Source organism: Paracoccus sp. (in: a-proteobacteria) (genome assembly GCF_035556475.1).
Classification (GTDB): Bacteria; Pseudomonadota; Alphaproteobacteria; order Rhodobacterales; family Rhodobacteraceae; genus Paracoccus.
In genome coordinates, this window is the sequence record NZ_DATMFA010000053.1 from 1 (window position 1) to 19,302 (window position 19,302).

17 protein-coding genes are annotated in these 19,302 nt (G+C 65.3%); 7 read left to right on the forward strand and 10 right to left on the reverse strand.

Features of this window, described 5'->3' with window-relative positions:
• Window positions 1-288: 288 nt before the first annotated feature.
• Window positions 289-675 carry a hypothetical protein gene (locus VNQ78_RS07155; protein WP_325688113.1) on the forward strand — a complete coding sequence of 129 codons (387 nt, stop codon included), beginning with the start codon at window positions 289-291 and terminating at the stop codon, window positions 673-675.
• A 203-nt stretch (window positions 676-878) separates the two neighbouring features.
• Window positions 879-1,817: an MYG1 family protein gene (locus VNQ78_RS07160; protein WP_325688116.1), complete on the forward strand. Its 939-nt coding sequence runs from the start codon at window positions 879-881 to the stop codon at window positions 1,815-1,817.
• 9 nt (window positions 1,818-1,826) lie between these two features.
• Here VNQ78_RS07160 and VNQ78_RS07165 read toward each other — a convergent pair whose 3' ends face one another.
• Window positions 1,827-2,297: a hypothetical protein gene (locus VNQ78_RS07165; protein WP_325688118.1), complete on the reverse strand. Its 471-nt coding sequence runs from the start codon at window positions 2,295-2,297 to the stop codon at window positions 1,827-1,829.
• Window positions 2,298-2,524: 227 nt separating this feature from the next.
• Here VNQ78_RS07165 and VNQ78_RS07170 point away from each other — a divergent pair, with 227 nt between their 5' ends.
• Window positions 2,525-4,039, forward strand: a complete 1,515-nt coding sequence (locus VNQ78_RS07170) for a CHAD domain-containing protein (RefSeq protein WP_325688120.1) — start codon at window positions 2,525-2,527, stop codon at window positions 4,037-4,039.
• A 1-nt stretch (window position 4,040) separates the two neighbouring features.
• Window positions 4,041-4,790: a ParA family protein gene (locus tag VNQ78_RS07175; protein ID WP_325688122.1), complete on the forward strand. Its 750-nt coding sequence runs from the start codon at window positions 4,041-4,043 to the stop codon at window positions 4,788-4,790.
• Between the two features lie 19 nt (window positions 4,791-4,809).
• On the opposite strand, the gene VNQ78_RS07180 is transcribed toward VNQ78_RS07175, so the two are convergent.
• The 7 genes from VNQ78_RS07180 to VNQ78_RS07210 form a co-directional block, all read right to left on the reverse strand.
• Complete coding sequence (locus VNQ78_RS07180) at window positions 4,810-5,922, reverse strand: ABC transporter permease (protein WP_325688124.1); 1,113 nt, start codon at window positions 5,920-5,922, stop codon at window positions 4,810-4,812.
• A 3-nt stretch (window positions 5,923-5,925) separates the two neighbouring features.
• Complete coding sequence (rbbA, locus tag VNQ78_RS07185) at window positions 5,926-8,670, reverse strand: ribosome-associated ATPase/putative transporter RbbA (protein WP_325688126.1); 2,745 nt, start codon at window positions 8,668-8,670, stop codon at window positions 5,926-5,928.
• Window positions 8,667-9,734, reverse strand: coding sequence for an HlyD family secretion protein (locus VNQ78_RS07190; protein ID WP_325688128.1), 1,068 nt, complete (start codon window positions 9,732-9,734; stop codon window positions 8,667-8,669). Before VNQ78_RS07190 ends, rbbA begins: the two co-directional genes overlap by 4 nt.
• Window positions 9,735-9,917: 183 nt before the next feature.
• The gene (locus VNQ78_RS07195) at window positions 9,918-10,448 is read right to left on the reverse strand and encodes a DUF488 domain-containing protein (protein WP_325688130.1); all 531 of its coding nucleotides are present in this window, start codon (window positions 10,446-10,448) and stop codon (window positions 9,918-9,920) included.
• Window positions 10,448-10,657, reverse strand: coding sequence for a DUF2945 domain-containing protein (locus VNQ78_RS07200; RefSeq protein WP_325688133.1), 210 nt, complete (start codon window positions 10,655-10,657; stop codon window positions 10,448-10,450). The genes VNQ78_RS07195 and VNQ78_RS07200 overlap by 1 nt, the downstream gene beginning before the upstream one ends.
• A 190-nt stretch (window positions 10,658-10,847) precedes the next feature.
• Entirely contained in the window at window positions 10,848-12,407 is a 1,560-nt protein-coding gene (gene guaA / locus VNQ78_RS07205) for a glutamine-hydrolyzing GMP synthase (protein ID WP_325688138.1), read from the reverse strand.
• 171 nt (window positions 12,408-12,578) lie between these two features.
• Window positions 12,579-13,190: a thiamine phosphate synthase gene (locus VNQ78_RS07210; protein ID WP_325688140.1), complete on the reverse strand. Its 612-nt coding sequence runs from the start codon at window positions 13,188-13,190 to the stop codon at window positions 12,579-12,581.
• A gap of 75 nt (window positions 13,191-13,265) precedes the next feature.
• On the opposite strand from VNQ78_RS07210, the gene VNQ78_RS07215 reads away from it, so the two are divergent.
• Genes VNQ78_RS07215 through VNQ78_RS07225 form a run of 3 tightly spaced genes read left to right on the forward strand, consistent with a single transcriptional unit; the run spans window position 13,266 to window position 16,674 of the window.
• Window positions 13,266-14,006 carry an RNA methyltransferase gene (locus VNQ78_RS07215; RefSeq protein ID WP_325688142.1) on the forward strand — a complete coding sequence of 247 codons (741 nt, stop codon included), beginning with the start codon at window positions 13,266-13,268 and terminating at the stop codon, window positions 14,004-14,006.
• Between the two features lie 53 nt (window positions 14,007-14,059).
• The gene (ctaA, locus tag VNQ78_RS07220) at window positions 14,060-15,205 is read left to right on the forward strand and encodes a heme A synthase (protein ID WP_325688144.1); all 1,146 of its coding nucleotides are present in this window, start codon (window positions 14,060-14,062) and stop codon (window positions 15,203-15,205) included.
• A complete protein-coding gene (locus tag VNQ78_RS07225) occupies window positions 15,202-16,674 on the forward strand; it encodes a carboxypeptidase M32 (RefSeq protein WP_325688146.1) in 1,473 nt (490 codons plus the stop codon). Before ctaA ends, VNQ78_RS07225 begins: the two co-directional genes overlap by 4 nt.
• Window positions 16,675-16,678: 4 nt before the next feature.
• Here VNQ78_RS07225 and VNQ78_RS07230 read toward each other — a convergent pair whose 3' ends face one another.
• Both VNQ78_RS07230 and VNQ78_RS07235 read right to left on the reverse strand, forming a co-directional pair.
• Window positions 16,679-18,025, reverse strand: coding sequence for a cytochrome P450 (locus VNQ78_RS07230; protein WP_325688148.1), 1,347 nt, complete (start codon window positions 18,023-18,025; stop codon window positions 16,679-16,681).
• Complete coding sequence (locus VNQ78_RS07235) at window positions 18,022-19,221, reverse strand: hypothetical protein (protein ID WP_325688151.1); 1,200 nt, start codon at window positions 19,219-19,221, stop codon at window positions 18,022-18,024. The genes VNQ78_RS07230 and VNQ78_RS07235 overlap by 4 nt, the downstream gene beginning before the upstream one ends.
• Between the last annotated feature and the right edge of the window lie 81 nt (window positions 19,222-19,302).

The following is a 19,302-nucleotide window of genomic DNA, read 5'->3' on the forward strand; positions in this document are numbered from 1 at the left end:
GTGGCTCTTGGGAAAGAAGGGCCTTAGCCGCTCCATCTGCGCCTCGCTCAGCCAGAAAAAATTGCCCATCGGTCAGTTCTCCTTGCGGAGCCTGAAACACGCCAAAGGCACGAAATCAATGGGTCTGGAGCCTAGCTTCCGTCACTGTCCGATTTCCGGGGAGTAGCTCAACTTTTTGGAGAAACCATCACCCAGCGCATGTCCCGGCTTACGTAAAAACTCGGTCCTGTGCCCGAACGAGGGCGCGACCGATATCAACAGCGGCAAACTTTTGTTCCGAGTAGCGGCGTGGAGTTCCTGATTTCAGATTTCGCGACGGCCTTCCTATTGTCCGAAGTCGCCACCTATCCCGGCATCTCCGAGCACCTGACCTACCAAATTTGCGGATTGTCCGCGCTGGTTCTCACAGGGAAGGAGGGTGAGGTCAGGAACGTTGTGTTTTCCAGACGCGTTCTGGACGGCTTGCTCCGGCGGGTCTCGGCGCCTTTGCCTCTTGACCTATGGGTCAAGAGCGACTTCGGTTCAGTGACCGAGCGTGCCCGGCGGTTTGGTGGCAACTCTCTAAACCTCGACAGCATGCAGGGAAGAAACCCAGCATGGCGGGCGGCGGGCAAGTTGCCGCTCAACTCCCGTCGAATTCGACGTTCAGAATTCCAAGGGTTCCGCAGTCCATAGCGGCGTAGCACGGTTGTTGCGTTAGTCTGATTGTTGCGATCTCTCAAAGCCCATGAAAGCGGGCCTTTTTTGTTGCCGAACGTCCTGAAACCGGGCACATGAGGGTGATCGAACCATTGCCCCTGGGGCAACTCGCTAGAAAATCATTGACCTTCCCTGGCCGCCTCTTGGGCGGTCATCGCGTTTTTCGGAGACCGTCCCAGATGGCCATTTCATTCCTTGTCACCCATTCCGGCGGTTTCCATGCCGATGAGTTGCTGTCCTCGGTCATCCTGACCCGGCTTTTCCCCGAGGCGCGGCTTTTGCGCACGCGTGACCCGGAATGGATCACGCCCGCGGGCGATCGGGTGATCTATGATGTCGGCCGCGACCATGACGCGAGCCGGCTGATCTTCGATCATCACCAGAAGGACGCACCGCTGCGCGAGGACGGTCAGCCCTACAGCTCCTTCGGGTTGATCTGGCGGCATTTCGGCCGCGACTATCTGCGGGCGCTGGATGTGCCGGTGGCGGATATCGAGGGGATCCACGCCTCCTTCGACCGGGGCTTCGTCCTGCCGATCGATCTGGTCGACAACGGCGCGCTCAGCCCCTCGACCGCGGGACCGCTGCTGGCGGACATGACGCTGCCGGTGCTGCTGGAGAGCCTGAAGCCGGTCTTTGACGACCGTGCCCCGGATGCCGATGATCGCGCCTTCGACCGCGCGCTGACCGTTGCCCGCGCCTTTGTCGAGGCAGCGATCGCGCGCAAGGCGGCGAAGCGCCGCGCCGAGGCCACCGTCGTCGCGGCCATCGCGGCGGCGGGGTCGGGCAGGGTGCTTGAGCTGCCGATGGGGATGCCCTTCCGTTCGGTCGTGGTCAGGGAGGGGGCGGATCACCTGCTGTTCGTGGTCCATCCGCGTGACGGCGGCGACTGGACACTGACCGGCATCCGTCTCGAGGAGGACGGCTTCGCGCTGCGCGCCGACCTGCCCGAAGCATGGGCGGGCCTGACCGACGCCGCGCTCGAGGCGGCCTCAGGGGTCAAGGGCGCGCGCTTCTGCCATAACGGCCGCTTCATCGCGGTGGCCGAAAGCCGCGAAGCCATTCTGGAAATGGCCGGGCTCGCCGTGCAGGAGGCCGAGCGGCTTGGGGCGGCCTGACGCCCGAAATCACACTTCCTTCGGCGCCCAGTTCAGGAAAAAGCCCACATCGCCCGGCATTCCGTCGGGGAAGTTGATGATCATCGCCTTCAGCTTGTAGCCCTTGGGCTGCAGGTTTTCCTTGAAGCGGTCATAAAGTTCGCGCGCCTTGCCTTGCAGGGTGTCGGGCCAGTCGGGCTCGGTATTGTTGATCGCGCGGCCATGATCGGTGCAAAGCGTCGAGGGAAAGCTGTAGACCAGCGCCTCATACAGATCCTTCTCGACCGCGTTCCTGACGAGATGCCGGATCAGGTCGATCTCGCGGTCGGTCACGTGGCCCTTGAGGAAGGCCTCGGCGGCCTTGGCGTGTTCCTGACGCTCGGCCTCCTGCAGCTTGGCGCGGCGATCCATCTCTTCCATGTGTTTGTGAAGCTGGATCAGCCGCAGATCCGCGGCCGTCGGGACCGGAGCGTCGGGTTCCAGTGTCGGTTTATCTGCCATGTTTCGCCCTTTCTGATCCGCGGGTTGCAAGGCACGGCCCCCCGATGATCGACATGGGGCCTAGCCGCAATAAACCGCAGGCCCGCCCGATCGGAAAGGTATTTTACAGTAAGTAACAGCTTTTCGGTCGAAATCATCACGCAATCCGGTCTTGCGGTCCCGAAGATGAGAAAACATCATGGCCAAGCCCAAGGGGCCTGTCCGGGGATGTCGACGCAAGGGGAATGGTGAGCGGGACCGTGCAAGACATCGTCATTCTGGAGGGGGTGCCGCCGACCGGTGCCCGTGTCGGAAAGCTGACCAGCCGCGTAAGCGAGGCGGGGGCGACCGTGGGCTTTGCGCTGCTCGATTTCCATGACGAGGCGATCCGGGCCACGGGACAGGTGCTGATCGAGGCAGAGCGGAAGCTGGTCCTGTATCGTAGCGACCGGATGCTGGTGCAGGCCGCGTCGCGGACCGGAAATTTCGCGGCGGACCTGCCTGACGGCCCGGTCAGGGATGCACTGCTGGATGTCGCGCCGCTGCGCAGCCTGCTCGTCATCGGCTCGGGCCGGATGAGCCGCGCGGAACTGGCGCTGATCGATGACGAGGGCAAGACCCGTGCCCGGGCCGATCTCTGCATCCTCCATCCCGCCGGGGGCGGGCGCCCCGTGACGCTTGCGGTGCCGGGGAAGATGCGCGGCTATGCCAAGGCGGGAAGGGCGCTTTCCGACTGGCTTTCCGCCGCGCCGGGCGGGGGTGACGGGCCTGCGGGCCTTGTCCCGCTGCTGTTTCCGGCGCATCGGCCCTATGATCCCAAGCCTGAGACCGGCATCACCCCGAAGCTGAGCGCCCATGACGCTGCGAATGCGATCATCCGTGCCCATCTGGCGGTCATGCGGCAGAACGAGGCCGGGATCATCGCCGATCATGACAGCGAGTTCCTGCATGACTACCGCGTCGCGCTGCGCAAGATCCGCTCGGTCCTTAGCCTCTTCAAGGCGGTCTACGAGGATGCCGAGACCAGCGCGCTGAAGCGCCGCTTCGCGGACCTGATGACGCCGACGGGACGCCTGCGCGATCTCGATGTCTATCTGCTCGAACGCCAGGCCTATTACGACCTGCTGCCCGAGACGCTGCATGAGGGGTTGACCCTGATGTTCGACATCTTCCGGCAGGAACGGCGGCGGGAACATGCAAATCTCCTCCGCTTACTCAGGGGCGCGGAATATGGCGAGGCCATGTCGGGGCTGGAGGCGCTTTTCGCCGAAGGCGCCGGCCCGGCCCGCGGTCCCGATGCCGCCCACCGGGTCGATGACTATGCCCGCGGCCTGATCTGGCATCGCTACCGCAAGGTCTGCAAGGTCGCCTCCGCCATCGGTGCCGATACCCCGGACGAGGAGGTCCACCGGCTGCGGATCAACTGCAAGAAGCTGCGCTATCTGATGGAGCTTTTCGCGCCGCTCTTTCCTCGGGCAAGGACCAAGGCCCTGATCAAGCCGCTGAGGGAGCTTCAGGACAATCTGGGCCTCTTCAACGATTATGCCGTCCAGCAGGGCGCCTTGCAGACATTCCTTGCGTGCCATCCCGCGTCCGGGCATCAGGAGGAAAGGAGCATGGCGGCAAGCATCGGCGCGCTGATCGCCATCCTGCATCAGCGCCAGATGCAGGAGCGGGCGCGCATCGTCACCAGCTTTGCGCATTTCGACAGCCCGGCCACGCGGCGGGACTTTGCCAGCCTGTTTTGCCGGAAAGGAGCGTAACGTGAAGATCATCGCCTGCTACAGCAACAAGGGCGGGGTCGGAAAGACCGCCGCTGCCGTGAACCTCGCCCATTCCTTCGCGGCGGAGGGCGCGCGGGTGCTGCTCTGCGACCTCGATCCGCAGGGCGCGTCGGGCTTCTACTTTCGCATGAAGCCCTCGAAGCGGTTGCTGGACGAAGCCTTCTTCAAGGATTCCGAGCGTTTCGCCAAGGCGATCCGGGGCAGCGATTTCGACAATCTCGACATCCTTCCGGCCAATATGTCCTTCCGGGATTTCGACGTCTTCCTGTCGCGGATGAAGAACAGCCGCGCGCGGCTGGGGAAATCGCTGAAACCGATGGCGAGCGATTATGACGTTGTCGTTCTCGACTGTCCGCCGAACATCTCGACGCTGGCCGAGAACGTGTTCGACGCCGCCGATTATATCGTCGTCCCGGTGATCCCCACCACGCTTTCCGAGCGGACCTTCGAGCAGCTTCTCGACTTCATGGCCCATCACGAGGAACGCGACCGGCTGAAAATCGTCGCCTTCTTCTCGATGTTGCAGCGGCAGAAGACCCTGCATGTCGAAACGATGGCGCGGATGCGGGAGGCCTATCCGGGCCGTTTCCTCGGGACCGAGGTGCCGTTCTCGACCGATATCGAGCGCATGGGCACGCATCGCGCCCCGGTGGCGAGCTTCGCGCCCTCGCGTCCGGCTGCGAAAGCCTATCATGGCGTCTATCGCGAATTGCGCGATCATATCGCCTAGACAACGGTATTTCAGAGCCTTAGCGCAGGAACTTGCGAAATCGCTTGAGGGCGAGGACGAACAGCGCGCATCCGATGGCGACCAGCGCCAGCAGTTGTGGCCAGACCGTTGAAAGCCCCGCGCCGCGGAACAGCACGCCCTGCGCGAGGATGATGAAATGGGTGTTCGGCGCGGCCAGCATGATGTTCTGGATGAACTCGGGCATACTCTCGCGCGGGGTCATCGCGCCCGAGAGGATCTGCAGCGGCAGCAGCACAAGGATCATCAGCAGCGCGAATTGCGGCATCGTCCCGGCGATCGTCGCCAGAAAAATGCCAAGCGCGGTCATCGCCAGCACCATCAGCAGCGAGCCGAACAGGAACAGCGGGATCGATCCCTGAATCGGGACATGCAGCATCCCCCGCACGACCACGATCAGCGCGAAGGTCGAGCCGAGCATGACCACCCCGCCCATCGACCAGATCTTCGACAGCATGATCTCGGTCGCGGTGACGGGCATGACCAGCAGATGCTCGACGGTGCCATGTTCCTTCTCGCGGATCAGGGCGGCGCCGGTCAGGACCAGCGAGAGCATGCTGATCGACTGGATCACGCTGCTGATCGCGCCGAACCATGCCGGGTCGAGCGACGGGTTATAGCGCGAGCGCAGGGCCAGCGTCACGGGTGCCGCCACCTCGCCCCTTTCGCCCGACATGAACTCCGCGACCTCGCTGCTGACGATCTGCTGGACATAGCCGCCGCCGGTGAAGGCCTGGCTCATCCGCGTGGCGTCAACGTTCAGCTGGATCTCGGGTGAGCGCCCGGCCAGCACGTCACGTTCGAAATCGGGCGGGATCACCAGCGAGAAGGTGTCGAGGCCGGCATCCATGCGGCTGTCCATCTCGGACATGTCCACAAGGGAAGGTGCAGTGAAATAGGGCGGATAGAAGGCCATCTTGATGCGCGAGGACAGATGCGACTGATCCTCGTCCACGATCGAGATGGCGGCCTTGTTCAGCGTGTCCGGCGTGGACCTTGCGGTGGTATAGACCGACAGGCTGAAGGAATAGACGATCAGGACCAGCATGATCGGGTCGCGCCACAGCCCGCGCAATTCCTTGATCCCGAGGTTCCAGACATTGCGCAGCTTCATCCCTCACCTCTCCTGCTTCTTCAGGAACAGCGCGGCCGCGCCGAGGATCACCGGAACCGAGATGGCGATGGCGATCATCGGTTGCAGCAGCTCGGCCATGCCGAAGGCCTTCGAGAAGGCGCCGCGCGAGGCGGTGATGAACCATGTCGTCGGATAGATCTCGCCAAAGATGCGGCCCACGCCCTGCAGGGAGGTGACCGGGTCGATCAGCCCGGAATATTGCGTCGCCGGGATCATCGTCAGCAGCGCCGTCGCGAAAAGCGCCGCCACCTGACTGGCGATGAAGACCGAGACGAGGAAACCCAGCGCCGTCGTCGCCATCACATAGATGAGCGCGGTCAGCGTGAAGCCGAGATAGCTGCCCGAGAACGGCACCCCGAAGGCGGTCAGGGCAAGGATCATCATCAGCACATAGTTCAGCATGGCGAGGCCGACATAGGGCATTTGCTTGCCAAGCAGGAACTCCATCCGGGTGACCGGCGTGACGTAGAAGTTGATGATCGAGCCGAGTTCCCGCTCACGCGCGACGCTGAGGGTCGAGAGGATTGCCGGGATCATCAGCAGAAGGATCGGGATGATCGCCGGCACCATGGCGACGATGCTGCGCACGTCGGGATTGTAGCGATAGCGCATGACCAGCTGGAAATCGCCAAGCGTCGCCGCGTCGCCATAGGCTTCGCGCGCCTTGCGCTGCAACCATGTCGCGTAAAGCCCCTGCACATATCCCTGAACGGTATTGGCGCGCGAGGGGTTGGCCCCGTCGATCCATGCGCCGATCTCGACCGGGCGGCCGCGTTCGACATCGACGGCAAAGCCGGGCGGGATCTCGATCGCAAGGCCCAGATCGCCGGACTTCATGCGTTCGTCCATCTCGGCATAGCTTGAAAGCGCAGGCCCCTCGACGAAATAGCGCGACCCCGAGAGGTCGTTGATGAAATCGCGGCTGGCCGCGGTCTGGTCGCGGTCGAGAACCGCGAAGGACAGATCCTCGACATCCATGTTGATGCCAAGGCCGATGGTGATCATCAGGATCAGACTGCCGACCAGCGCCATGGTCAGGCGGATCGGATCGCGGGCCAGTTGCAGCCCCTCCAGCCGGGAATAGCTATAGAGCCGGCCGAGGCTGAACCCCTGCGGAACCTCTGGTTGGCCGGCCGGGGCGGGGGCGACGGCGGGCGTCGTCCCGGGGGGCGGGGCAGGCTGCGTCTCTCCGATCGCTTCCTCGAGATAGGCGATGAAGGCATCCTCAAGCGTCGCGCAATGCTTTGACGCGGTGATCGCGGCGGCGGTGTCGCTGACCAGCACCTTGCCTGCATGCATCAGCGAGATGCGGTCGCACCATTCCGCCTCGTTCATGAAATGGGTCGAGACGAAGATCGTTACCCCGTCCTTTCGCGACAGGTCGGCGAGGATCTGCCAGAAATGGTTGCGCGCCACCGGGTCCACGCCCGAGGTCGGCTCGTCCAGGATCAGGATCTCGGGCCCATGGATCAGCGCCACGGCCAGCGACAGGCGCTGCCGGATGCCCAGCGGCAGGGCGTCGGGCAGGCTGTCCACCACATCGGTCAGCTCGAACCGCGCGATCATCTCGGCCACGCGGGCGGGGATCGCATCCTCCTCCATCGCGAACAGGCGGGCGTGAAGGACGAGGTTCTGATGCACCGTCAGTTCGGAGTAAAGCGAGAAGGCCTGCGACATGAACCCGACGCGGCGGCGGACGGACATGTCGCGGGCATCGACCTCGGACCCGAAAAGCTTGGCGTGGCCCTCGGTCGGCTCCAGTAGGCCGGTCAGCATCTTCATCGTCGTCGTCTTGCCGCAGCCGTTCGAGCCGAGAAAGCCGAAGATCTCGCCCTTGAGGATGCGGAAGCTGACGTGATCGACCGCGGTGAAATCGCCAAAGCGCTGGGTCAGCCCCTCGGCCTCGATCGCGACTTCGGTGACCGATGCGTCGCGCGGCGGAATAACCAGCGTGGCGCCATCCGCGCCGCCATGATCCGGCAGCAGCGAGACGAAGGCGCGGTCGAGGTCGGGCGCCCCGGTGCGCTGAAGCAGCTCGGCCGCGGTGCCGGTCGCCAGCACCTCGCCCGCGTTCATCGCGACCAGCCAGTCGAAACGCGCCGCCTCCTCCATATAGGCGGTGGCGGTGATGACGCTCATGCCGGGGCGGTCGCCGCGAATCCGGTCGATCAGATCCCAGAATTGCCGGCGCGACAGCGGATCGACCCCGGTGGTCGGCTCGTCAAGGATCAGGAAATCCGGGTCATGGATCAGCGCGCAGCAAAGACCCAACTTCTGCTTCATCCCGCCCGAGAGCTTGCCCGCCGGGCGATCCCGAAACGGCGACATGCCGGTCGCCTGCAGCAGATCCGCGATCCGGCGCTCACGCTCAGCCCGGTCATGGCCAAAGAGCCTGCCGAAGAACTCAAGGTTCTCATCGACCGAGAGCGTGGGATACAGGTTCTTGCCCAACCCCTGCGGCATATAGGCGATGCGCGAGCACACGCGCCTGCGATGCCCGGCGTCGCGCATGTCGCCGTCCAGAACGGTGACAGCGCCCTCCTGAATGACCCTTGACCCGGCCAGCAGGGAAAGCAGGCTCGACTTGCCGACGCCGTCCGGCCCGATCAGTCCGACCATCTGCCGGGCGGGAATCCTGAGCGTCAGATCCTTCAGCGCCTCGACCTTGCCGTAGCGCAGCGTCAGCCCCGAGACCTCGGCGATCGCCGGCGCGACGGGAGGTGTCATTTGACCACGTCGGACAGGAAGGCCGGCCATTCGGCCTTCGGATCAAGCCGGATATAGGCCATGCCCGGCAGGCCGGTCTTGACATAGTCGACATAGCGCACCAGCAATTCCGGCTCGATCCGCGCGCGGACACGGAACATCAGCTTCTCGCGCTCGACCGCGGTTTCGACGGTCTTGGGGGTGAATTGCGCGACATCCGCGACATAGGACACGGTCGCCGGGATGACATAGCTCGGCGCCGCATCCATGATCAGCCGCGCCTCGGACCCGACCTGAACCTGTCCGGCCTGCGCGGTGGGCAGGAAGATGGTCATGTAGACATCGCTCAGGTCGACAAGGCTGAGGATGCGCCCGCCCGAGGCAACGATCTCGCCCTCCTGCGCGATCTTGTACTGAATCCGGCCGTCGCGCGGGGATTTCAGGGTCGCGTCGTCGATCGAGGCCTGAATGGAATCGATCGAGGCCTTCGCCGCCTCGATCGCGGCTTCTGCGTCCACGACCTGCGCCTTGGCCGAACTTACACTTGCAACCGCCGCCGCGCGCTGCGCCTCGCTGGACGCGAGACCGGCCTGCGCCTGCCGGTCCGCCGAGAGGTCGTCCTCAAGAACCTGCTGCGAAATGGCATTGGTCTTGACCAGACGCGCCGAGCGCGAATAGCGCTGCGCGGCCGCCTCGGCCACCGCCTCGGCCTGCTTGACCGCGGCTTCGGCGGCGCGCTCCTGCGCCTCGGCCTGCTCGACAAGGGCATTGGCGGTCTCGACGCCGATCTCGGCCCGGCGCAACTGCGCCTCGGCCTCGCGGCGCTGCGCGTTCAGCTGGACGATATCCATCTGCACCAGCACGTCGCCCGCCTTGACGTGATCGCCCTCATCGGCGGTAATCTCGGCAATGCGTCCCCCGGTCAGGGCGGCGATGTCGATGGTCGTCGCCTCGATCCGGCCATTGCCGGAGGCAAACCCGTCGGGAAGGGCGGGTTCGCTCAACGCCCCCCGGATCAGGAACACCGCCAGCCCGGCCAGCACCACGATTCCCAGAATGATCAGGCGTTTCTTCGTCATACCCATGGAAATCTCCCGCGCGGGTGGTCCGTCAAGCACGGCTCAATCAATAAGCGAAGCCAATCAATCGCTTCCGATCATGTCAATCGCCCATTGCATTATTCGCGCCTGATCTGCCCGGCAGGAGGCATTTGCGACCCCATGCCGCAGGAGCGCCTCGGCCATGGAGACCGCGGGCGGGCTGAGCGGTCACGCCGGATAGACGATCCTTCCCTCCGCATCCTTCCGCACGCCCGGCGTGGGCGTGGCAGGCTCGCTCTGGCCCGGCGCCATCAGATGTTCGACAGCATGTCCGGCAAGTAGCAGGTGATCGGTAATGATACGGCGGTGACATCGCCACCAGACCGCCTCCGAGCACATCAGGGCAAGCCGCCGGTTCTGGCCCAGCTCCACCAATTCGCGAAACCCCTCCGCGAACTCCGCCCCGAGTGCATAGTCGGCATAGTTGTGAAAACTCTGCACCCGCCACAGCGCGTTGAGGTTTTCGGGAACGCCCGGCTGCTTCGGTCGCCTGCCGCCAAGCGTCGCCATGTGGCGATAGCCGATCCCGGCGCGCGCCAGTTCCCCCGGCAGATGGTCGATATTGTAGGCGGGATTGCTGCGCGAGCGGGGAAAGGCGCGGACGTCGATCACCATCCCGACCCCTGCGGCGCGCAGCATGTCCAGAAACTCGTCGAGATCGCGACTGGAATGGCCGATGGTGACGAATTGCGCGGCCATCAACCGATCTTCGTCAATGCGCCTTCCTTATGGGCGGCGATATGGTCGGTCTTGTCGCTCTTGATCTCGTATTGCGGATCGGCTTTGGATGCCCGGTGCCGGTAGCCCTTATAGTCGAAATCCGCGTGGTGAACCCGGATGATCCTGCCGCTTACGCGCCCGGCCTCCGAATTCCAGCTCACATGATCGCCAATGGAATATCTGGCCATGACCGTTCCCCCTTGGCGCCAGACTAGCAGCAACAACGGAACGGTCGGAACGGAAATCGTGGCCGGAACGCGAGGCCGCAAAGAAAGACCGCCACGGCTTTCGGCCATGGCGGTTGCGGGAAATCGGCATTGTCGCTGCGCCGGGATCAGCGGGACCGGAGACGGTCCGCTACATGCCGGCGCGGCGCGATCACTCCCACTCGATCGTGCCCGGCGGCTTCGAGGTGATGTCATAGGTGCAGCGGTTGATGCCCTTGACCTCGTTGATGATCCGCGTCGCCGTCTCGCCCAGGAACTCGTGGGTGAAGGGGTAGTAATCCGCCGTCATCCCGTCGACCGAGGTGACCGCCCGCAGGGCGCAGGCAAAGTCATAGGTCCGCCCGTCGCCCATCACGCCCACGGTGCGGACGGGAAGGATCGCGACGAAGGCCTGCCAGATCTCGTCATAAAGCCCGTGCTTGCGGATCTGGTCGATGAAGACCGCATCCGCCTTGCGCAGGATCTCCAGCTTCTCGCGGGTGATCTCGCCGGGGCAGCGGATGGCAAGGCCGGGACCGGGGAAGGGGTGGCGGCCGATGAACTTCTCGGGCAGGCCCAGCTCGCGCCCAAGCGCCCGGACCTCGTCCTTGAAGAGCTCGCGTAGCGGCTCGACTAGCTTCAGGCCCATCTTCTCGGGCAGGCCGCCGACATTGTGATGGCTCTTGATCGTGACCGAGGGCCCGCCGCTGAAGCTGACGCTTTCGATCACGTCGGGATAAAGCGTGCCCTGTGCCAGGAACTCCGCCCCCTCGATCTGGTGTGCGTATTTCTGGAACACGTCGATGAAGAGCCTGCCGATGGTCTTGCGCTTCACCTCGGGATCCGAGACGCCTTCCAGCGCACCAAGGAACAGTTCGCTCTCGTCTGCATGGATCAGCGGGATATTGTAGGTGTCACGGAACATCGTGACGACCTCGTCGGCCTCATTGAGGCGCAGAAGGCCGTGATCGACGAAGACGCAGGTTAACTGCTCGCCGATCGCCTCATGGATCAGGACGGCGGCGACGGAACTGTCGACCCCGCCGGAAAGGCCGCAGATCACACGCTTGTCGCCGACCTGCTCGCGGATCTTGCGGATCGCTTCCTGGCGATAGCTGGCCATGGTCCAGTCGCCGGTGAAGCCCGCCATGCGGACGAAGTTCTCCAGCATGGTGCGGCCGTTCGGGGTGTGATGGACCTCGGGGTGGAACTGCACGGCAAAGAAGCCGCGCGCCTCGTCGGCGATCATCGCATAGGGCGCATTGGGCGAGGTGCCGATGACCTGGAAGCCGGGCGCAAGCTCGGTCACCCGGTCGCCATGGCTCATCCAGACCTCTTCCCGGCCAAGGTCGAAGAGACCGGCAAAGATGCCGTCGCCGCCATGGCCCTCCGCGGGCGCGATGAAGGCGCGGCCATATTCGGCGTGGTGGCCGGATTCGACCCGCCCGCCCAGCTGCTCCATCATCACCTGCTGGCCATAGCAGATGCCGAAGACGGGCACTTGCAGTTCGAACACCGCCTGTGGTGCGCGGGGCGACCCCGCCTCGGTCACCGAAGCCGGACCGCCCGAGAGAATCACGGCCTGTGGCGCGAACCGCTCGAGAAAGGCGTCGTCGACCGTATTGAACGGATGGATTTCACAGTAGATGTTCAGCTCGCGCAGGCGACGCGCAATCAGCTGCGTGACCTGGGAACCGAAATCGATGATGAGAAGGCGCTGATGCTGGGTCATGAAGAGGCTTTAGGCTGCGTCCGCCGCCTTCGCAAGAGGCAGCCTTGCCGTCGCTTCGCGGTCGCATGGGTATTTAAGAAACGGTGAAAGCCGAAGATCAGGGGATTGCGGGGCGAGGCGCCGCGTCTTCACCGTTTTCCAAATACCCAAGCGGGGCTGCGACCGGCGATATCAGCGCCAGAGAAGGCCCAGGGCTTCCACGGGATCATCCTCGGACCAGATCTCGGGGCCGAGCGCGATGAAGTCGCTGATCGGCGCAAGTTGCCCGATCAGGGCCGGGTTCAGCGCGCCTTCGGCGACCACCGGAACCTCGATCGTCTCCGACCACCACTGGAAAAGGTCGAGTTCCGCAATCTCGCCATGGCCGAGGACGGTCGCGCGGCAGGGACCGAAGGAGACGTAATCCGCCCCGGCCTCGGCCGCATTCATGCCGTCATGGCGCGAGGCGCCGCAGAAGGCGCCGACGATGGCATCAGCGCCGAGTTCGCGCCGGGCATAGCGGACGCTTCTTGCACCATCTGTCAGGTGCACGCCGTCCAGCCCGTGCCGCTGGGCAAGCTGGACGTGGTCGTCGATCACCACCGCTACATCGCGGGCATGGGCGATCTCGCGGGCGAGGTCGGCGATCCGGCCCAGCTCGTCCTCGGTGCCCGCGCCCGGAATGCGCAGGCAGGCGACCGGGAAGCGGTCCATGACATCGGCCAGAAGCGGCCCTACGGTCGATACGGCAGCCCCTACCGGGGTGATCAGGTAAAGCTGGGGCGTGTTCGGCTGGTCGTTCATCGGGCTGTCATCCTGTGTTCAATTCCAGCAGATAGCGCAGAGCCGTGCGGCTTGCCAGTGGCTCACGCTAAGGATATGGCCGCGGGCATGGAACCCGCGATCATTCTCGTGCGCCCGCAGATGGGTGAAAATATCGGCGCCGCGGCGCGCGCCATGCTGAATTTCGGCCTGACCGAGATGCGCCTCGTCGCGCCCCGCGACGGCTGGCCCAATCCGCGCGCCGTCGCGATGGCCTCGGGTGCGGCGGGGCGCGTCCTCGATCGGGCGCAGGTGTTTCCGACGCTGGCCGAGGCGATGTCCGATATCGACTATGCTTATGCCACCACCGCGCGGGGGCGCGAGCTGACGAAGCCGGTCCTGACGCCCGCGACCGCGATGGAGGATGCGCGTCAGCGCACCTCTGCGGGTGGCCGCGTCGCGGTGATCTTCGGCCCCGAGCGTGCCGGGCTCGAGAATGATGACGTCGCGCGGGCCAATGCGATCATCACGGTCCCGGTCAATCCCGATTTCCCCTCGCTCAACCTCGCGCAGGCGGTGCTGCTCGCCGGTTACGAATGGTCGCGCGAAAGCCTGCCCGCCCAGCCCGCGCCGCATGGCCGCCGTCCGCAGGGCGAGGTTCCCGCGACCCGGATCGAGATCGAGAAGCTGGCCGATCACTGGGAGGAGCGGCTGGTCGAGGCCAATTTCTTCTTCCCGCCCGAAAAGGCCCCCGCGATGAAGCTGACGCTGCGCAATCTGTGGTCCCGCCTGCCGCTGACCCAGGCCGATACGCGCATCTTCCACGGCATGCTGCGACAGCTTGTCCGTCGCGATTGATTGATTTCCGGGCCGAGGCCGGTCAAGGTCGGGCCATCGACAAGGAAGCTGATATGGCAAGACGCCCCGTCTTTCAGGAAGTTACCGAAACCGCGCAGCGCCCGCCGCAGCCGGCCGGCGGGATGATCGACAGCGGCCCGCGCGGCGCGCGCGGCGCGATCCGGCTGTGGCTGATGGTGCTTTTCGTGATGGTGGCCGCGATGATCGCGCTTGGCGGCGCGACGCGGCTGACGGGCTCGGGCCTCTCGATCACCGAATGGAAGCCGGTCACGGGCGCGCTGCCGCCGCTCGACGCAGCCGGCTGGCAGGCGGAGTTCGAGAAATACCGGCAGATCCCGCAATTCAGCGAGGTCAATCCCGACATGGACCTTGCCGGGTTCAAACAGATCTACTGGTGGGAATGGTCGCACCGGCTTCTCGGCCGCCTCGTCGGGCTGGTCTGGGCGGTGGGTTTCCTGTTCTTCCTTGCCACGAAGCGCATTCCCGCGGGCTGGACGCCGCGCCTGCTGCTCATCGGTGCGATGGGCGGAGCGCAGGGCGCGATTGGCTGGTGGATGGTCCATTCGGGTCTTTCGGGAGAGATGGTGCGCGTCGCCTCCTACCGGCTTGCCACCCATCTCGGGCTGGCCTTTGCCATCCTTGGCGTGATCGCCTGGTGGGCGCTGTCGCTCTCGCGGCCCGAGGCGGCGCTGATCCGGGCCCGTCGCGCGGGCGAGGCGAAGCTTTTCTCGATGACGACCGGGCTGATGCATCTTGCCTTCGTGCAGATCCTGATCGGGGCGCTGGTCGCGGGGATCGACGCGGGCCGGACCTATACCGGCTGGCCGACCATGGGCGGCGAATGGATCCCGGCGGAAATCTGGGACAACGCCTTGGGTTGGCGGAACTTCTTCGAAAATCCTGCGCTGGTGCAGTTCACCCATCGCATGGTCGCCTATCTGCTGACCATCTTTGCCATCGTCGTCTGGCTTCGGGCGCGCCGGTCGCCGCATCCGATCACGCGGGGCGCCTATCTGGCGATGATCGCCGCTGTTGCGGTTCAGGTTTTCCTTGGCATCATGAACGTGATCCACGCCTCGCCGCTGATGTTGGCGCTGGGGCATCAGATCGGCGCGATCCTGCTTTTCACGCTGATCATCCGCGCCCGGCACCACGCCCGCTATCCGTATGAAACCTCGATCAGGGGAAATCTCAGATGAGCGCCTTCGACGACCTCTTCGCCTTCCAGCGTCAGACCGAAGCCCTGTCCGCGATTTCCGAGCGGCTGGCCTGGGATCAGGAAACCGTCATGCCGCGCGGCGCGGCCGAACAGCGCGGCGAGGAAATGGCCGCGATCGAGGCCGTGCTGCATGAGCGGCGGACCGATCCGCGCATCGGCGAATGGCTGGAACAGGCCGAGGCCGGGGACGAGGAGGACCAGCGCATCCTCGACCTGATCGCGCGGGACTTCCGCCGCGCCTCGCGCATTCCGGCGCGGCTTGCGACCGAACTGGCGCGGCAAACCTCGTTGGCGCAGGGCGTTTGGGCCGAGGCGCGGGCGAATGACGCGCCCGAGGATTTTCTGCCGGTCCTCAACGACATCCTGATGCTCAAGCGTGAGGAGGCGGCGGCGCTGGCCGATGGCGGCGACCTTTACGATGCGCTGCTTGACGACTACGAGCCGGGCGCGACGCAGACCGAAATCGCCGCGCTCTTCGACGCGATGCGTCCGCGCCTTGTCGCGCTGCGCGACGATGTGCTTGGCGCAGAATACCAGCCAAGGGCGCTGGAGGGGCATTTCGCGCAGGAAACCCAGCTTCGCCTTGCCCGGACCTGCGCCACCGCCTTCGGCTATGACTGGACGCGCGGACGCATGGATATCGCCGTCCATCCCTTCAGCTCGGGGCGCTGGCAGGACAGCCGCATCACCACCCGCGTGGTCGAGGCCGATCCGTTCAACTGCCTTTATTCGACCATCCACGAGGTCGGGCATTCCAGCTATGAGCAGGGGATCGACAGCGACTATGCCTTTACCCCGCTGGGGCGCGGCGTCTCGATGGGGGCGCATGAAAGCCAGAGCCGGATCTACGAGAACCAGATCGGGCGTGGCCGGGCCTTTTCGGGTTGGCTCTATCAGCGCATGTCGGACGCTTTCGACGGGCTCTCGGTGCCCGATGCCGATGCCTTCTATGCGACCGCGAACCGCGTCACGCCCGGCTTCATCAGGACCGAGGCGGACGAGGTGCAATATAACCTCCACATCATGCTGCGCTTCGATCTGGAGCGCGACCTGATCGCCGGCCGGCTGGATGTCGAGGATCTGGTCGAGGCGTGGAATGCCCGCTTCCTCAAGGATTTCGGCGTGGCGGTCGACCGGCCCGCGAATGGCGTTTTGCAGGATGTGCATTGGTCGGTCGGGCTTTTCGGTTATTTCCCGACCTATGCGCTTGGGAATGTCTATGCCGGTTGCCTGAACAGCGCCATGCGCGCGGCGCTGCCCGACCTCGACCAATCGCTTGCGGCGGGGGATGCCGCACCCGCCGTCGAATGGCTGCGCGAGAACATGCAGCGCCACGGCGCGCTTTATCCGCCGCGCGAACTGATCGAGATGGCGACGGGCAGCCTGATCAGCGAGGAGCCGCTGCTGGCCTATCTGGAGGACAAGTTCTCCGGCATCTACCGGCTCTGATCCTTCAACGCTTGCTCAGCCGCAGGTGGATGCCGTTCTTGCCGCGAAGGGTCAGGCGCATGATCGGGACCGGCCGCGTCTCGGGCGGGGCCAGCCGATAGGCGCGGACCAGCGCCGAGAGGATCAGCGGCCCCTCGATCATCGCGAAGCCCGCGCCGGGGCAGGCGCGCGCGCCGGACGAGAACGGGATGAAGGCGTCGCGCTGGCAGATCTTGCCATTCTCGGTCTGCCACCGGCCCGGATCGAAGCCGTCGGGATTGTCCCAGAGGCGCTGGTGCCGGTGCAGGTGCCAGGGTGACAGCACGATCTGCGACCCGGCGGGCGCCTTGCGGTCGCGCAGGCTGACCGCGTGGCGGCATTGCCGGACCGTCATTGCGACGGGCGGATAAAGCCGCAGCGCCTCGCGGAAGACCGCGCGCGAGGCTTCGAGCTGCTTCACGCAGGAGAAGTCCGGGGTCAGTTTCGCCTCGGCCTCCTCGGCGACGCGATCCTGCCATTCAGGATATTCGGCCAGCAGATAGAGCGCCCAGGCAAGGGCCGAGGCGCTGGTTTCATGCCCGGCCAGGAAGAAGGTCGCGACCTCGTCCACCATCTCCTTGTCGGTGAAGCGCTTCTGCGTCACCGGATCGGGCGTCACCATGATCTTGGTCGCAAGATCCTGCGGCGCGGTGCCGGCGGCAATCTGCTCGGCCCGCGCGGCCACGAGGGTCTGGATCAGCCCGCGAATGCGCCGCGCGCTTGTCCTGACGCGGCGGCCATGCATGCGCGCCCAGCGGGGCAGGCTGATCAAGCCGCCGATATTCACCATCGGCTGCGCCGCCTGATGCTCGCGGAACGCGTCAAAGACCTGCGAGGCGACGCGGTCCTCGATCGGGATCGAGAAGAGCGAGCGGAAGATCACATCGGCCGCGACGTGCCCGGTCTGCGGCTCGATGTCGATCTCAGTGCCGTCGGCGAGGGGGGCGAGGCGCGAAACCGCCGCCTCGGACGCGTCCCACATCGCTGGGAAGGCCTCGCGCAGGCGGCCTCCGGCAAAGGCTATGTCGATGATCCGGCGCTGGTGCAGCCAGGTCGCCCCGTTCGAGATGAAGCTGGAATTGCCCAGAAGCGGTTGCAGCCCCGCGGCCATGCGCGGCGATTTCGGGAAATCCATGGGCCGCCGCCGCAGCACCAGATCGACCAGTTGCGGATCGTTGCAGGTGAAGCTGTGGATGAACGGCCCGCGAAACTCGGCCATCCAGGCGCGATAGAGGCGGTCGGATTGCGCCGACAGGATGTCGCCCCGAAACTCGCGGAGGAAACGCCAGACGGAGCCCTTGCCCTGGCGCGATCTCGGCTTCGGCGGGATCATGTCGCGGTCCAGCCGTTCACCGGCCGCGCGATGCGTCCGGGGGAATGTGTGCGCCCGGCAAAGCGTTCGGCCAGCGTCAATGGCCCCGCCGTGATCGCAAAATAATCATAGTCTCCCGGCCGGTCGAAGGCGCAGAGATACTGGAAATGCAGCCGGAACCACCTGCCGCGCAACTCGCGCTGCTTCTGGGGCGAGAGAGTCTGGCGAAACGCGGCCGAGAGGATCAGCGGATGCCTGCGGTCGGCAGGTTCGACCCCCGAGACCGCGACGGGATCGCAAAGCCCGAAGGAGCAGGCGTCGCCGGGTGCGGTCACGTCGACCCAAGCCAGTTCCTCGCGCGCCGAAAGATAGCGCAGATCGGCCCGCAGCCGGTTCGCTTTTGGCAGGAAGGAGGCCATGGGCACGACCTGTCCCAGCGAAAGGAAGGCAAGCTTCGGGCCGTCCGGGCGCACACGGCCGGACCGGATCAGCTCGGCCAGGACCGAAACGCCCAGATAGGCGCCGGAACTGTGCCCGACCACCAGAACCTCGTCCCAGTCGCCCTCCAGCACCTCGGCGATGCGGTCGGCAAAGGCCGTGAGGCGGACCTCCAGCGCGGGGGGATAGGCGCCAAGGTTCTCGGCGGTGAAGGCGTAGTCATGCATCAGGTAATAGGCGAAGATCTTGCCGTCCATCCGCCGCCAGAGATGCAGCCCGGCCAGCGCAATGGCCAACGTGACGGGCACGCCCAGCCAGCCGCCAAGCCCGGTGAGCCAGCCCATGAGCCAGCCGACGAGCGCCCCGACCAGCAGCGCCGCCGCGAGTTGCGCGAGAAGCACCACCACCGGATAAAGCGCGGCAAGGACCGGGCCGCGCCGGAGGCGCGCCAGCCGCCACAGCGCGCCGCTGCCGACATAGGCCCATGCGGTCCTGACAAGCTGGCCATAGGTCGCGGCGATCGACTGGCCCATCGAGCCTTGGACGATATCGGCCCAGATCAGCACCTCGACCTCGGCCTCGGCGGTCAGTTCGCCGAACCTGCCGCTCACGCCCCAGCCAAAGCCGGTGCGGTCGCGCCGGGCGCCGAAATCCAGCCGGTAACCCGAAATGCGCGCCTGCTCGGTTCCCTCGCGCTTGTAGAGTTCGCGGTAGCGGCGCGGCGGGATCGGATCGTAGCCGGGAATGTAAAGGACACGGCGGCGAAAGGGACGGGTCATCGTGGCTCAGATTTCTTTGCAGCCGCAGCATAGGCCAATCGGCGCGGGGGGCAAGTCTGGGGCGGATCGGCGGTGGACAAT

Excerpts from the sequence above, each read along its gene's own strand:
- VNQ78_RS07215 (WP_325688142.1), top strand. The coding sequence starts at position 13,266 with ATGGCCGCGGGCATGGAACCCGCGATCATTCTCGTGCGCCCGCAGATG.
- guaA (WP_325688138.1), bottom strand. The coding sequence starts at position 12,407 with ATGACCCAGCATCAGCGCCTTCTCATCATCGATTTCGGTTCCCAGGTC.
- VNQ78_RS07180 (WP_325688124.1), bottom strand. The coding sequence starts at position 5,922 with ATGAAGCTGCGCAATGTCTGGAACCTCGGGATCAAGGAATTGCGCGGG.
- VNQ78_RS07165 (WP_325688118.1), bottom strand. The coding sequence starts at position 2,297 with ATGGCAGATAAACCGACACTGGAACCCGACGCTCCGGTCCCGACGGCC.
- VNQ78_RS07200 (WP_325688133.1), bottom strand. The coding sequence starts at position 10,657 with ATGGCCAGATATTCCATTGGCGATCATGTGAGCTGGAATTCGGAGGCC.
- ctaA (WP_325688144.1), top strand. The coding sequence starts at position 14,060 with ATGGCAAGACGCCCCGTCTTTCAGGAAGTTACCGAAACCGCGCAGCGC.
- VNQ78_RS07190 (WP_325688128.1), bottom strand. The coding sequence starts at position 9,734 with ATGGGTATGACGAAGAAACGCCTGATCATTCTGGGAATCGTGGTGCTG.
- VNQ78_RS07160 (WP_325688116.1), top strand. The coding sequence starts at position 879 with ATGGCCATTTCATTCCTTGTCACCCATTCCGGCGGTTTCCATGCCGAT.
- VNQ78_RS07195 (WP_325688130.1), bottom strand. The coding sequence starts at position 10,448 with ATGGCCGCGCAATTCGTCACCATCGGCCATTCCAGTCGCGATCTCGAC.
- rbbA (WP_325688126.1), bottom strand. The coding sequence starts at position 8,670 with ATGACACCTCCCGTCGCGCCGGCGATCGCCGAGGTCTCGGGGCTGACG.
- VNQ78_RS07225 (WP_325688146.1), top strand. The coding sequence starts at position 15,202 with ATGAGCGCCTTCGACGACCTCTTCGCCTTCCAGCGTCAGACCGAAGCC.
- VNQ78_RS07235 (WP_325688151.1), bottom strand. The coding sequence starts at position 19,221 with ATGACCCGTCCCTTTCGCCGCCGTGTCCTTTACATTCCCGGCTACGAT.
- VNQ78_RS07210 (WP_325688140.1), bottom strand. The coding sequence starts at position 13,190 with ATGAACGACCAGCCGAACACGCCCCAGCTTTACCTGATCACCCCGGTA.
- VNQ78_RS07230 (WP_325688148.1), bottom strand. The coding sequence starts at position 18,025 with ATGATCCCGCCGAAGCCGAGATCGCGCCAGGGCAAGGGCTCCGTCTGG.